The 14779-nt window shown below is 64.2% G+C and carries 9 protein-coding genes; 1 reads left to right on the forward strand and 8 read right to left on the reverse strand.

The window, feature by feature from the left end; all coding sequences use genetic code 11:
* Positions 1–15 precede the first annotated feature (15 nt).
* On the reverse strand, positions 16–3258 hold the full coding sequence (locus tag ELY13_RS11845; protein WP_241233684.1) for a TonB-dependent receptor domain-containing protein: 3243 nt from the start codon (positions 3256–3258) through the stop codon (positions 16–18).
* 772 nt (positions 3259–4030) lie between these two features.
* On the opposite strand from ELY13_RS11845, the gene ELY13_RS11850 reads away from it, so the two are divergent.
* The gene (locus ELY13_RS11850) at positions 4031–4510 is read left to right on the forward strand and encodes a glutathione peroxidase (protein ID WP_126174157.1); all 480 of its coding nucleotides are present in this window, start codon (positions 4031–4033) and stop codon (positions 4508–4510) included.
* A 119-nt stretch (positions 4511–4629) separates the two neighbouring features.
* Here the strand turns inward: ELY13_RS11850 and ELY13_RS11855 are convergent, their stop codons facing one another.
* The 7 genes from ELY13_RS11855 to ELY13_RS11885 all read right to left on the reverse strand — a co-directional run bounded on the left by ELY13_RS11855 (position 4630) and on the right by ELY13_RS11885 (position 14776).
* Positions 4630–5526: a DUF8021 domain-containing protein gene (locus ELY13_RS11855; RefSeq protein ID WP_126174136.1), complete on the reverse strand. Its 897-nt coding sequence runs from the start codon at positions 5524–5526 to the stop codon at positions 4630–4632.
* Positions 5527–5693: 167 nt separating this feature from the next.
* The gene (locus ELY13_RS15375) at positions 5694–8306 is read right to left on the reverse strand and encodes a CocE/NonD family hydrolase (protein ID WP_241233677.1); all 2613 of its coding nucleotides are present in this window, start codon (positions 8304–8306) and stop codon (positions 5694–5696) included.
* A gap of 45 nt (positions 8307–8351) precedes the next feature.
* Positions 8352–9512, reverse strand: a complete 1161-nt coding sequence (locus tag ELY13_RS11865) for a CaiB/BaiF CoA transferase family protein (protein ID WP_126174137.1) — start codon at positions 9510–9512, stop codon at positions 8352–8354.
* Positions 9512–10537: a TRAP transporter substrate-binding protein DctP gene (gene dctP / locus ELY13_RS11870; RefSeq protein ID WP_126174138.1), complete on the reverse strand. Its 1026-nt coding sequence runs from the start codon at positions 10535–10537 to the stop codon at positions 9512–9514. The genes ELY13_RS11865 and dctP overlap by 1 nt, the downstream gene beginning before the upstream one ends.
* On the reverse strand, positions 10534–11820 hold the full coding sequence (locus ELY13_RS11875) for a 2-hydroxyacyl-CoA dehydratase subunit D (protein WP_126174139.1): 1287 nt from the start codon (positions 11818–11820) through the stop codon (positions 10534–10536). Before ELY13_RS11875 ends, dctP begins: the two co-directional genes overlap by 4 nt.
* On the reverse strand, positions 11817–13901 hold the full coding sequence (locus ELY13_RS11880; protein WP_126174140.1) for a CaiB/BaiF CoA-transferase family protein: 2085 nt from the start codon (positions 13899–13901) through the stop codon (positions 11817–11819). The genes ELY13_RS11875 and ELY13_RS11880 overlap by 4 nt, the downstream gene beginning before the upstream one ends.
* Positions 13898–14776 (reverse strand): hypothetical protein, encoded by an 879-nt coding sequence (locus tag ELY13_RS11885; protein ID WP_126174141.1) that lies wholly within the window; start codon positions 14774–14776, stop codon positions 13898–13900. The genes ELY13_RS11880 and ELY13_RS11885 overlap by 4 nt, the downstream gene beginning before the upstream one ends.
* Positions 14777–14779: the final 3 nt, after the last annotated feature.

Here is a 14779-nt window from a genome sequence, read left to right on the forward strand (position 1 = left end):
CGGCCCTGCGGGAGGTCAGAAGCTGACCGTTGCACCGACATAGAACCGCCGTCCCAGGACATCGTACTGGCTGGGATCGTACGGGTTCGCGGCCCGGCCGAACCGAGGGGTCCCGTCTCCGACTACATCATCGACAAAATAGCCGAGATAGGGCGGATCCTGGTCGAGCAGATTGTCGATGCCGAACCGGAACGAAACCGTCTCCATGATCTGATACCGCCCTGTCAGGTTGAACAGATCATAAGCCGGCGCGCCGGCAACGTTGTTCGTTTCATCGGTAGCAGCCGAGACGGAGTCGATCGCGGGCTTGTGCTGCCATTGAAGACCGATCGTCGCGGGGCCGAGGGTATAGTTGATCCGGGTGAACAACTTCCACCGGTAGGAGCCGGACTGGGTGCCCACGGCGTTCGCGCCTGTCGGACCAAGCGTACCGACATAATCGGTCAGCGGTATCGTGACCTGATCCGGAGTGGTCGCGAACCTGTCCAGCCAGTTGAGGTTTGCGTTGATGGCCAGGGTGCCCGGAATGCCGATCCCGGCATCGCGAAAGTTCAGGCCCCAATCGAGCTGAACGTCAATGCCCGCCGTCTCCACGGCTCCAAGGTTGTCATAGTTGACCACCACGACTTGCTGGGTTCCGTCCACCTGATCGCGTTCGATCCGGCGGCAGGCGGCGTTCAGTTCGAAGCTTGGGTTGAATTCCGGCGTAAAGCACTGGCGGAAAACGGAATCGATCCCTTGCTGCGAGATGCCATCGCTGAGCTTGATGTTGTAGTAATCCACCGAGAGACGGAAGCGGGTGAGCCATGGATGGGCCGAGAAGTCTGAGAGAACCGCCCCGATCGTATAGGTCTTCGCCGTCTCTTCCTGCAGTTCGCTCGCCCCGGCCAGAAGCCCGGTAAAAAACTGCCCGTCCAGAAGGAAGTCGTCCCGGCCGGTGCGGTAATAGTCGGCGGCGCCGTCCGCCCCCATCAGCTGTCGGCAAAGAGACTGCACTTCGTCCGCGTATTCCGGGTTCAGCTCCGGATTGGCCGAGTAGTTGCCGTAGATCAGTGGCGAAGTGTCGTTCTCAAGCGAACAGGGGTCGCCATCGCCCGCAAACAGAAGCGAGTTCGTGCGCGCGGTGAACAACTCGCCCAGGTTCGGTGCCCGGCTAGCGCTTTGATAGCCGCCGCGGAACCGCAGCCAGTAAGTTGGCGCCCATTCGCCATTGATCTTGTAGGTCCCGATCGTGCCGACCGAGTCGTAGTCCGAGAGGCGATAACCCAGTTCCAGGTTCAGCACCCGGGCGAAAGGCAGGTCGGAGAGCACCGGGATAAGCAGCTCCCCGTAAGCCTCCTGCACAGCCGTGGAACCTTGCGAGCTGGCCTGCGGAAAGGTGGTGATCGTCTCGTAGAACGAAGATCCTTCGAACGCCGAACTGTCCGACGTGAAGTTGATCGAGTTCTTGCGATAGGCGGCGCCGATCGCGAAGCGCAATTCACCGCCCGGCAGTTCGAACAAGCCGCCCTGGAGATTGGCTTCGATCAGGTCCTGTGCAATCCGGTTCTCGAACTGCGCGTCGGCGCTGGTCGCCAGATCGCAATCCTCGCTGAAGGCCGAATTGACGATGAAGGGACTTAGCCCTGTGTCGCAGCTGGCCGTAGCGCCGTAGCGCTGGCCATTGTTACCAAGCGCGAAGAAATTCGAACCATAGTTCGGCGACGTCAGGACCGTGCGAAAGCGCTCAAGCGAGACCAGACCGGTGAGATTGGTCTTGGCGACCGTCTCACCATGGGAAGCGATCACGTCCCATGTGAAATCGGTACCCGGAACATCGCCTTCGAAACCCAGCTGGATCTGGAACGTGTTGACGAAGTTCTCGGTGCCGCGCCGGCCGAATGCGTCCAGGGAGTAGTTCGCGATCCAAGGAGCATCAGGGTCTGCGCGGCTGTTGAGCAAGGCAGCGATGTTCGCGGGCACCGGGAACACCTCCCGGTTCGTACAGCCACCGATCGGGCCGCAGTTCAGGCCGAACCTTCCCCCTGCCATGAAGTCCGGATTGGTCGGGTTGTTGGACAAGTCACCCGGCGTGCCGTCCGGCAGCACGGACGACCACTTGAAATCCGCCGCATCGTTGACCCAGGGACTGCCTGTGTAGACTTCATCATCATAGGGTATCTCGGTCCCCGTTGATCCGAGAAGGACAGTGTTGAACGAAACAGACTTTGTTTCCGTCCGCGCGAAGTAGGCCTGGCCTATGAAGCTGATCCAGTCGTCCATCTCGTAATCGCCCTTGGCGAAGAACGAGTACCGGCTTTGAGGCGATGACAGGAGGCGATCCGGGTTGTTCTGTTCCAGCAGCCCGTTGTCGACGATCTTGCGAGTCAGTCCATCGTCCAGTCCTCCCTGGTAGTTCAGGAGCAACGGATAGTAGGTTCCGTTCGCGGTGGTCGACGTGTTGACCCAAAGCGACCCGTCATCGTTGAAATAGATGCCTGAATTGCGAGGAATATTCACGCCGGCCGGGCGCTCAGGAAAGGCAGCGTTGATCGCGCCCTGCCCGAACGGATTGGAACCCGCCGTCGAGACGTAGTTTTCCGACAGGAAGAATTCCTCACCGCGCACGAACGGGTCTCTGCGTGCGTTGCGGTAAGCCTTCCGGTCCTGACGCAGCAGCGCCTCGCGCTTGTAGTACTCCATCCCCAGTATGACGCTGCCGCGGCCGTCGTCGAGCGACGAACCGAGCAGTGAGGAAACCCGGTATTCCTCGCCGCCGCTTTCGGGCGAGAAGCTGACTTGCCCATCGAAGTTCACCCCCGTGAAATCGTCCTTCAGGATGAAGTTCACGACACCGCCGACTGCGTCCGCACCGTAAGTGGATGAAGCACCGCCCGTGATGATTTCGACGCGCTGGATGGCGGCGGACGGAATGGTGTTGATGTCCACGACGCCGGTCCCGTTGATCGGTGTCGGCCGGCGCCCGTCAAGCAGGACCAGATTGCGGTTCGCCCCAAGCTGGCGGAGGCTGATTGTCGAAGCACCGGGCGTGGTGTTGGCGTTCGGCTGGATTTCCGCCGTGTCAAATTGGGTGAGCGCCGGCGAAAACTGCGGCAGCTTGTTGAGGTTTGCCTCCAGGCTCACGGCGCTGCTTTGCTCGATCAGATCGGCATCAACGGTCACGATCGGGCTGGTGGCCTGGTAGTCGGGCCGGGCAATTCGGGATCCCGTTACGATAATGCGGTTTTCGGTCTCCCCCGGTCCGCTCGCGTTGGGCATAGCCACAGTAGGCTCCTCAACCATGTCGAGCTCCGATTCCGAGTCCGCGTCCTGAGCGCTCGCAGGCGCCGCTGCCAACGCAACCGATGCGGCAGTCGACATGAGCGCAAGGCAGTATGGGCCGCGCCTTCTTCTGATCCTCATCACACACCACTCCCCCTTTTTTACGGCAATTCCGGTACCGCTCCGGGCCGTGCGACGGTGTTCGAGCCAGGGAGTTCGAGTGATCGTGAAACCTACAAAGCTTCGCCGCCCTCGACGTCGCGCTCACTTCTCTCCCACGCCCGACTCGCGCCTGACTCCATCAGAATACCTAGAACCCTAATGGTGTCACCATGAATCGTTATACACTGAACTACCCATAGATGACGTTGAGCAGAGCACCAGGCCAGCCGGCGCGCCGCGCGCGGTCGGAAACCTGCACAAGCTCGTCGAACTGCGCGAAGAGGCGTTATCCGGGAACTTGCGGAGCGGTGTCGGGCCCCTTTCAAGTTCCTCGTGTGTCCGGGTGTGAGCCAGCCGCTAGCTTTGTCATGTGCCGACTACGCTGCGGCGAGAGCGTCGGCCGCCGTGCTGAAAGCGGGAGCGTCAGCGTGACGGTTCCCGCAGGAAGGGTGCTTGCACGGCTGTACCAGAGCCTCCCAACCCGGCCGCGATCTTCCGCGTGAGACGAGCCGTAACCGCTGTTCCGTTTCGATGTCTGGCGTTAGGGTGAAGCACCGAGTTTCCGCGCCGCAGGCGGTATCGCATGGCGCAGCAGCATGAGGGGCAGATGAGCGAAATCTACAGCTTCGAACCGCGCGATATCACCGGGCAGCATGTGTCGCTCGAGGAGTATCGAGGCAAGGTCTTGCTGATCGTCAATACCGCCAGCGAATGCGGCTTCACCCGTCAATACCAAGCGCTCGAACAACTGTACGAGGACTACCGTGATCGCGGCTTCGAGGTCCTTGGCTTCCCCTGCAACCAGTTCGGCGGTCAGGAGCCCGGGGACGCCCGAGAAATCGCAAGCTTCTGCAAGCTCCGCCACAACATTACTTTTCCCATGTTCGACAAAGTTGAAGTGAACGGCCCGCACGCCAACCGGCTGTTCAGGTGGCTCAAAGAGGAAAAACCCGGCCTGCTCGGCAGCAAGGCGATCAAGTGGAATTTCACCAAGTTCCTCGTCGATCGAACAGGCAGAGTAACGGGCCGGTTCGCGCCGGCTACCAAGCCCGAAGCCATTCGGCCTAAAGTCAAGGAGCTTCTCTGACGTGAGATCAGCTTGAGGCGGAGCCGGTCTGGAGCTCAGCGGTCCTCGCGGTTTCGCCATGCAGTACCGCGATGGCGTTTCCTTCCTCACGCAGCAAAAAGGCGGCCACTGTGCCGCCTTTACCAGCCCGACCGGATGCCCAGCGGCAGCGGAGCCGTACCGAGCGCCCAGATCTCCTCGATCGAGCCATCCACGACTTTGAAAATCTCAGTGAAGACCATGCTGTTAGGCGACTTGATCGGCAAGTCTCCAGCGGCGCGCAAAAGGTCGCCAGGATGGTCGAACACCACGTGGCAAACGACGAGCCCCCGCTCTTCGTCGATGACCGGAAAGCGGCGATCTCTTAGCGCTTCGATATAGGCGTAGTGACCGGCGGTGATCTGCTCGGAGACAGTTAGCGCCCGGTGTTCCTCGCCCGGAACGAGGTTGTCGGGATCGTCGAGGCTGTCGACCACCCCGTTCACGAGCCGCCGGCACTCATCGTCGACAGGCACCATGTCGCCGCGCGACAGTTCGATCCCGTCGAAATAAAGGTTCACCGCGCGGATCAGGTCCGCCCGGCCCGATCGCCGGGCGGGATCGAGCACACGGTGAAAGGTGTCTGAAGCATCGTCTGCCAAGGCTTCGGGCCGGAAGAAGGTTCCGGCTCTCGTGACGATCGTCTCGACTTCAGTGATGATTTGCGCTTCGATCCTGAGGCGGATGGCGACGATCGCCTCCTGCCCCATCTCGTCCATCACCGCCCAGTATTCCACCTGTCTCGCTGTTTCATCGACGAAGTAGTGGCCCGGCTTCTTCAAGCCGCGAATGGTGCGCCAAATACCGCACCCGAGAGCGATTGCCTGCGTATCTTCGGTCGAGCGCAGGTGCGGAGAGATGCGTATCCGAGCCGGATCGCGCTCGACCAGCGCTTGCGTGTAGTCATCCATCAGGGCGATCAGCCGGGCCCGCTCATCCGAAAGCGGCCGGGCCGCTTTTTTGTCCGGAGTTACCGGTTCAGAAACCTTGGATGCCATTCAATCCTCCATCCCGAATTGATGCCGCAGGGAGAGCTCAAGCTTCTTCCCGCATATTGCAGCGATTGGGAAGGCCCCGACGTGATCACCGATCGGCATTCCGGGCGGATTGACACCGATCCTGGAAGAGCGCTCCGGCACGGCGGAAGCGATGCCGGAGCCCATCGTCACCGCGCCTCCGGAAACTGCTTGCGCTCCACGCTCCAACCGTCCCGCGTGCACAGGCGGCATTCCGGGCCGACGAATTCGCGCGCCGCATCCTCGTCCCGGTTCAGCTGCCACCGCAGCCATTGCGCCCCTGCTCGCGCCCATTCGCCGCCGTTGACCGACGCGAACGTGCCGCCATGGCCGACCGGCAGATTGGCCAGCATCACGGGAACATGATCGATCCGCCGGAAGTCGTCAGTGCCGTTCGGATAGGCGATGTCGCTCGGCCCGCCCAGAATGTAGGCTATGGGCGTGTGCAGCTTGCCCAGGTCATCCTTGCTGACTTGAACTCCGCTCAACCCCGTACCGGGCCGATTGTAGACACCGCTTCCATACACGACCACCGTATCGACGCGCGGGTCCGCTCCGGCAGCCAGGGCTTGCAGACCGCCGCAGCTGTGACCCATGACGGCCAGACGGCTCGTGTCAATCCGCCCGTAGAGCGGGTCGGCAGGGTCCGCGTTGGCGCTCTCTGCCCAGTCGATCGCGGCCAGGAACTGCGCGACCGTCGTCTCGTCCGGCCTGCGCTCTGCGGGGCTCGGCAGGGCACCCGGCATCGCCGAGGGCTGCAGCGCACCGGCAATCGGCTGCTCTTCGCGCGGAGCGCCGTTGGCGATCACCAGGAACCCATGGCTCGCGAGTTCGCGCAGGGCATGGCTGGCGCTCAAGCCGTTGTCGCGGCAGCCGCCATTGCCCCACAGGACAAGCGGCAGCGGATCGCGAGGGAGGACTTGCGGGCGATAGAACGTGTAGCCTGGGGTGTCGTCCCTCGCCTGCGCAACGGCGGGATAGGGCCCGCTGCCGGCCGGTTCGCCGATCTTGCGCCCGACGGTGCCGGAGGAGCCGCTCGCCCCATCAGCCCCCGCACGGCTTCCTGCCGGTCTCACCGGCAAGTCGATCCGCGATCCGGCGTCCCATCCGCGCACAATAGTAAGGCGCGGAGCGGGATCCTGCCGCACGTCGGCCAGATTGCGCTGGCGCGGATCGGCCCCGGTTACGACAAAGCGCAGGCGCGATCCGGGCTCAAAGCGGTGGGAAAGCGGCATCATGGCAATGCTCAGCCGCGCCGTCTCACCGACAGCCAGCGGCGCGACGTCGGCCTTGTTGCCCGAGTGCCAAGGTAGTCCCAGGTTGTCCCATGGCGCTTCGGACGTCGACCGGTGGGAGATTTTCAGCCTGCCGAAGGACAGGACGTCCACCTTCCCCCCAGGCGCGACTTGTTCCAGATAGACGAAGACGTCCGCATCGTCCCGGTCGGCGGCGATCTCCAGATGCGCCACTGGATATCCAAGCAGATCGATGGGATGATCGAGCGGCGCGCTGGTATAGACGACGCCATGCTCATCGAGCGGCCCCGGCCAGAAGGCGAAATATTCGTTGCTCGATACATCGTAGTCGACGGTGAACGCATCGCTGGCATTCGGCCCCGGCCGGGCGGCGAGAGCCAGATCCTCCCCTTCATCGGCCGAGAGATAGTAGGCCACCGTACGGGCATCCGCGCCGGGGAGGCTGTCCGTGCGGACATAGCCCCCTTCGCCCTCGTCGGACCAATAGGTGACCCGGGGCTGCTCTTCCAGTCCGTTGGCGATGCCCTTGAGGTGGAAGTCGAAGAAGCGGCGGATTTCCCCGGTAAAGTCGAACCCGGGCGGAGGGACGCAGTGGCTGCCCGGTCCAATCAGCAAGCGGCTGCCGAGATTCTCGGCCGCCACGATCACTTGCCCCGTGGGCTCATCCTTCCAGTTGCTCCAGAGGTACGTGGCGATGCCTGCCTTGCGGATTGCATCGGCGTAGCGCCAGATCGCCACTTCCTCCCAGAATGCGTTGCCGGTCAGCGGCGAAACACTGTCGCGGTACGGCATCGAGTACCACAAGCCGGCCATCGGGGTATTCACCGCATGCTGCGCCACAGCCTCGCGCAGGAGGGCCCCGTCTTCGTCGGCGTCGACCGGGACGCTGGCGAGATCGTCCGACAACGGTTCATCTGGCCGGGTGTTGAACTGCGCGGTAATGCCGCCACGGCGCACGAACTCGTACTTGTCCCAATCCGTTGCGCCGGTGAAGATTGCCCGCAGGGATGGCGGCGCGGTGCTCGCGGTATGCATCGTCGTCCCGCCCAGGTATGAGCACCCGACCATTCCCACGGCCCCGCTCGAGAACGGCTGATCGGCAAGCCACTCCACAAGGTCGTAGCCATCCTGTGCCTCGGTGCGGTCCTGGAAACCCCGCCGCGAACCGAAGGAAGCGCCCTTGCCGCGAATGTCCGCCACCGCGACGACATAGCCAGCCTTGATGAGGGAACGCAGCGCCAGCCGATCGCTGAGAGCAGCTTCTTCAATCTCGCCCTCCGCGTTGACGAAGCGGGCCCGGTAAGGGGTGAAAACGAAGATCACCGGCAGTTGCTTCTGCACCGCGCCGTTTTCGTCCGCGGGGCGATAGATGTTCACCGCCAGACGCGTTCCATCGCGCACAGGCACGTAAAGAGACTGCCGCTCGACAGCCGGAAAATCCTGCGCGCGGGCAATCGGAGCCAGCGACAGCAAGGCTGCCAGCGCGATGAGTATCCTAAAGCCCATGTCTTCCTCCCCGATGCCTGTCCCGCCGGGCTATCCGCCCCTCGATCATTCCTCGCCGCTCGCCAGCCATTCCAGGATTTCCTCCCGGTTCTCATCGAGCCGTGGCGGCGGGTCGCTGGTGCCCGGCATTCCCGGCTGCATGCCGAAACCGACATTCGGCACAGCAACGGCCTCGCCGTCCGGAAGCCCGGCAATGTCCATGTTCAGGAGAGCCTGCGGACCGCAAAGCTGCGCTGCCTCCCCTACGTGCCTGATCATGCCGCAGGGAATGTTTGCTGCGCTGAGCTCACGCTCCCACTCGTGCGCGTCACGAGTCTTGAAGACCTTCTCAAGCTCGGTGAACATGGCGTCGAAGTTCGCGCGCCGCGCGTCCGGGGCCGCGAAGCGGGGGTCTTCCAGCCAACGCTCGCAGCCGAGGTGGCGGCAAAGGGCCACAAACTGGTTCTCCTGAACCACTCCCAGCGAAATGTGCCGGTCGTCGCGCGTGGTGAAAAGCGCCGCCGTCGGCAAACCGCTGTACCCGGTGTTGCCCAGCCGCTTCAGGCTTTGCCCGGTGACCAGGTAAGGGGTAAGCGCCGAGGTCATGAAGGCAAGCGAGGCATCCAGCATCGAAACGTCGATGTAAGCGCCCTGCCCGGTCCGCTCCCGCTGGAGCAGCGCGCCAAGGACCGCCACCGCCGCGGTTTGGCCCGTGAGCGTATCCACGACCGGAAATCCGATCCGCACCGGCGGATCGCCTTCCGCCCCGCTCAGCATCATCATGCCGCTGGTCGCCTGCACGATATTGTCGATTGCCGGCCAGTCACGCTGCGCGCCTTGCTGGCCGTATCCGGAGACCGAGCAGAACACGATGTCCGGCTTGAGCTCGCGAACAGCATCGTAGCCAAAGCCGAGCCGGGCAATCACCCCCGGGCGGAAGTTCTCCAGCAGCACATCGCTTCTTTGCACGATCTTGCGCGCGATGGCCTGCTCTGCGGGGTCCTTGAGATCGAGAGCGATCGACTTCTTGCCGACGTTGGCGGCGATGAACGCCGGGCTCATCCCGTCAAAGCGGCGGTCGGCTCCGTAATTCCGGAACTGGTCACCCTTGTGGGACTCGATCTTGATGACCTCCGCCCCCATGAGGCGCAGCAGGTGGCTCGCGAACGGGCCAGCCATGACATGGCTGAAGTCGGCCACGCGGATGCCGGCAAGCGGCTGCGTCATCAAAGGTCTCCACATTCGATCTGGTCACGCCCGGCGATGCTGTCGCGGGCGATCCGGAAGGCACTCAGGCCGTCGATCCCGAAGCGCTCCAGCGCGCGGGCATTGGCTTCGGCGTCCCGAAGGTAGGCTCGGTCGAAGCGCTGCTGTTCGTCTGCCGACGCGCTGGAGTAGGCAATCCGCCCTTCACCCGCGGCGCGCCCTTCTGCCTCTGAACCGCGGATCTCGTCCGCCAGGGCAGCTTCCCACACCGGGACGCTTTGCTCCAGCAAGTCGCGTTGCCAGCTTTCCAGCTCGCGCCAGCGATCCTCGCCCATGGCGCGGGCGGGATAGGCACCCCGCGGCACCCGCAAATCGTAGTAGTAGTCGGTCACTTCCGCGAGGTGCAGCGCGCGCAGGGTATCCGGCGGTGCGATCACCCCGTCGATCACCCCCTTGGCGAGCGCCGAGTACACCTCCCCCATCGGCATGTTCACCGGATCGGCGCCGAGACTTTGCAGCACCGCCAGCAACTCCGTCGGCGCGCGGATACGCATCCCTTGCAAGTCGGAGAGTTGCTCCACCGGTCGCCCCCGAGTGAGGATGCCCGGCAGCAGCCCGCCTTGCACCGCAAGGGTCTTCAATCCTTCCAGCTCATGGGAAATCCGGGGCACCCGGCTTTCGAGGCAGCGATAGAGCGCAACCTGGGATTCGACCGAATCCGCGCCGCTGTAAAACCCCGTCTGAATGCGCAAGAGATGCGTCCCACCGCGTACATAGATCGGGGTGATCAGCCCGATGTCCGCGACGCCGTGGCGCAGTTCCTCCATCGACATGTCGGCGGAGAGCAATGCGCCGGACCAGATCGGCCGCACCACCAGCCGCCCGCCCGATCGTTCCTCAACGAAATCCATCCACCGCTGGTCCGCCCGGCTGAACGGATGCGTGGGGGGATAGGGGGTCGCGTAGGTCAGTTCGGTAACCCCGTCGGGGACCTCCCGCGCGCAGGCCGCGAGCAGGACGGCCGCCAGGAGCGCGAGCAATCTCATGCCAGCCCTTTCGTCTTCAGGAAGTCGGCCACCATGGTGACCATTCTGTCATGATCCCAGATCTTGGCGTCGACCATGTCCGCGTCGATCATCAGAACCGGTACGCCGGCGTCCTCCAGCGCAAGAGCGGTCAGCTTGGTGCCCGATTGCGAGAGGCGATTGTCGGGCGGCAACAGCATCACCGCTGCATCGATCCCGCAACGCTCCGCCTCGGCCGTCATCCAGCCGTTCATCCAGGGAGGAAGGTGCAGCGTCTCGTTCATGGAGGCGACCCGGCTGGCCAGCGCCTCCATCGGCCGCCCGTGCAGGTCGCGAATGTAGGCGGGCCCGGCAAAGGGCATGTACATCGACCAGACGAACACCGCGCCAAGGCTTTCCTCCAGCGCCTGATAGAAGCCGGGATCGTGCCACACGCCCGCGCCGATCCACATCAGGCGGATCCGTTCGTTGGACGATGCCCCGAGGCCCTGCCCGATCCGCTCCATCACCTCGTCGCGGAAGCGGCGCGCGTGCGCCACTGCCCATTCCGATCCCCGGTGCCATTGCGGGATCATCGTATTGGGCATCTGCTCGGCAATCGAGACCGGACACGGGCGCGCCTGGCCGATCGCCTGCGCCGCTTCCCAGATGTAGCCTTCCTGCACGTTGATCTGCTCCATCAGATGATGGAACTTTTCCTCGTCGAACGTGCGGCCGGTGCGCTTTTCCAGCAGCGCGATCAGTTCTTCCATCTCGCGCACCATCTGCGCGATGCGGTCCGGCTGATAGACGTGCTCCCACTCGGTCCGGGCCTTGGCGTACCAGCGCGGGTCCTTCTCCACCCAGGCCGGCGCTTCCATGGGGAAAAACTCGCTGTCCAGCGCCTGCGCCCATTGGCCGAACACATGCTGGATGCAGTCGCAGGTCAGACGCGCCACGAGCACGGTCGGTTTTGGCAAGCCGCCCCAAGGGGCCGTCTCCGGATCGTTGGCCAGCGTGCAGGCCAGCCCAAGAGAACAGTACTTGCAGCTGTTCGCGGGATAACCGGCTTCGACCAGCGCATCGAAATAGCGGGCGGAGAGCTGCTTTGCCGAAATGTAGGCCGACCACCATTGGTTGGTGATGATCGGTATGTCCATCGCGTGAAATATCTCATGCGGCGTATCCGCCTGGACGATCGCGAACGGCTCCTGTTCGTCCACGACGCGGCGGCGCAATTCCTGACCGAACGCCTTCTGGTAGGCGGTCGCATCGCGCGTGCAGGCCAGCACGTTGTGGCTGCGCTGGTTGACAGAAGCGCTCACTGGAAAACTCCCTGGTCACCGAGGCGGGCAATCGCATCCGCCGAAAGGCCGCAGATGTCTGCTGCAACCGCCTCGCTGTGTTCGCCCATTGACGGCGCGGGAAAGGCCGCGAACCGATCTCGCGAAAAGCGTAGCGGCGTGTTCATGTGACCGAACGGCCCAAGCACCGCGTGTTCGAGCATGACGAGCGCATCGCGGCCAGCGATCTGCGGATCGTGCTCCAGAAGGTCCTCACAATCCTGCAAGGCCCCCGCGGCAATCCCGGCAGCCTGCAATTGCTCGGCAATCGCCTTGTCCATGCGCTGCGCCGTCCAGCCGGCCACATCCGGACCGGTAATCGCGAGCAGCCGGTCCCGCTCCTCCTGGGAGAAGAGGGTGATGGCCACCCAGCGGTCCTCCCCGGCAGCAGGAAAAACGTCCTGGAAGAACACCGCGGGATCTGCGTTGCCGAGCCGCTGCGGCCGCTCCCCGCGCCGTGCCGCAACGATGAAGTCGCGCATCTGCTGGACGCAGATCTCGTACATGCTTGCATCGATGTGGCAGCCGTGTCCGGTTTCACGCCGGTGCTGCAGGGCCGCGGCGACGTTGGCCGCCATGACGAAGGGCACGATCACGTCGCCGTAAGGGATTGCGCCGGGAATGACCGGCGGGCCATCCGGGTTGCCGGTCAGAAACGTCCGTCCCGACAACGCACCTCCGGTTCCGTCGACTCCCCATTCCTGCGCCAGCGGGCCGGTTTGCCCATAGACGCTGCCGGAAACCATGACGATGCCGGGATTGCGCGCGGCGAGGCTGTCATAGCCGAGACCCAGCCGCGCCATCGTGCCCGGGGAGAAGTTCTCCACCACCACGTCGGCCCACTCCATCAGGGGAACGAGCACCTCCCGCGAGGCAGGTTCCTTCAGATTCAGCGTCAGGCTGCGCTTGGAGGTATTGAGATGCGCAAACCACGGCTTGTCGTCCAGGCTCTTCGCGCTGGAGGCGGAGACCTGCACGTCCAGCCGGGCGAGGTCGGGCCGGTTGCGGCTCTCGATCTTCACGATCTCCGCGCCCAGATCACCCAGCGTCTTGGTGGTGATCGACCCGACTAGCGCCCAGGCGAAATCGAGCACCTTCACGCCGGAAAGAGGACCGGGCCGCGTGCCCGCCTGCACTGCCGGTGCATCCATCCCTGCGCCCTCCCGGATAGCGCTGAAGCGTTCCGGCAAGCCGGACGGCGTGTCGAAGAAGCCGCGTTCCCGCAGGTGATCGTCCTCAAGCACGTCGGCGGGTTCGTTCACCACGCAGGCGTTGACGCCGCGGCGGCGGCCTTCGGTCGCGATCTCGTGCTTGGTGCGGGACGCGAAGAAGCGGGCCATCGCCGCTTCCCATTCGGCGCGAGTGTCCTGCGGAAGAGTCGAGCGGTTGTAAGCCAGCCAGTCGACATCGCGCATGGGGTTGGCAAAGCCCGTCTCGTCCATCCAATCGGACAGCGCCTTGTTGGCAGGCGCCCCGAGCCGGCCCGTCATCAGCGCATGGAAGCACCAGCCGTCGGCGAGCTGCCAGATCACCCGGACTTGCGCTTTGCCGTATGCGATACAGCCGCCGGCCCGGCCCAGCTTGCGCTTGTCGAACTGCCAGACCAGCACGCCGTTCACGTTGCGGCTCATTGCCACTTGCTGGATCGAGACATCGACATGCTGCCCGTTCCCATGCGTCCCGCGCGCAAAGTGGGCCGCCATCGCGCCTGCGGCCGCCACCATGTCGGCGTGGAAGGTGCAGGCGTCCCCCGCTTCCTTGACCGGTTTTCTGCCGGGTTCACCCGTCAGCCGCAGGGCACCGCCCATGGCGGACGCGACCAGTTCTCCGCCCCGCCAGTCTGAGCGCGGGCCGCCCGATCCGAACGGCGTCACCGAGACGTGGATTGCCTGCTTGCCGATCGGCTCATCCCGCGTGGCTTCAAGCCCAAGGTCGTCGATCACGAAGGAAGCCCCGTCAACAGGCCCGCCCACCTCCGCGCCCAGGGACTGGAGGAAACGCGCCAGGGGGCGATCCGCCATTCCGCCAAGCGTTGCCACGCGATGGCCCTTCAGAGGGTTCATGCCGTCACTCCTGCAAGAAATTCCCGGATTTCATCGAACACGCCGTCGCGGCCGCGCCAGTCCCGCCGGGTCAGGACGAGCGACGGCACGCCCGAATGCTGGAGCATCTGCCGCTCGGCAGGCAGTTGCCAGGTCTGGGCCTCATCCTCCTCGATCCGCCACAGGACTACGGCAGCGGCGCGGTTCTTCTCGATCGCACGTGCAAGAGCGGCAGCCGGATCGGCAAAGCTCCGCGGCCCACCTTTTCGGGCATGAAGCTGGCGTCCGACTGCTGCCGCCGGATCGCCGGAATTCTCCTCCACTGCTTGGCCAAGGTCGGCCCAGTCTTCGGCGAGAGTGCGCCCGACCGGAGCGAAGCCCGCAGCGCGGATGGCCGCGTGCATCCGCTCATCCGGAGGCGCGGTGCCAGAGAGCAGGCATACGGCGCTGGAGGGGACCGGAGGCGGCAAGGACCGGAGGCGGTTCGTCTCGACGATCGATCGTTCGAGGGCATCGGGCGTGACCGCCAGGGCGGTCATCAACTCACGGACTTTTGCAATCGTCCGTTCGAGGCTCGACGGCCGGTCAATTTTGGCGACATCGAGGATCATCGGACGCGGCCCGCCAAGCAGACCCTGCCGCTGCAGCTCGCAAAGGTAGTAGTAGACCCTCTGTGATGTATCGTCGGCGCGGCTGAAGAGGACATGCTCCAAGCCGTCGTATTCTCCCTTGGCCCAGGCTTCGACCGCGGGCGGCGCCCAAGGGGCGAACTTGGACTCCAGCCAGCGCGCGGCAGTCGGGGCGTCCCGGTCGGGATCATAGGGCAACGGGCCTGCATAGCGTCCGGAGGCGCGCAGGAGATCGTGCGGGAGATTGGGGCCGGCGATTGCGATCACGGG

The organism is Altericroceibacterium xinjiangense (assembly GCF_003958635.1).
Lineage (GTDB): Bacteria > Pseudomonadota > Alphaproteobacteria > Sphingomonadales > Sphingomonadaceae > Altericroceibacterium_A > Altericroceibacterium_A xinjiangense.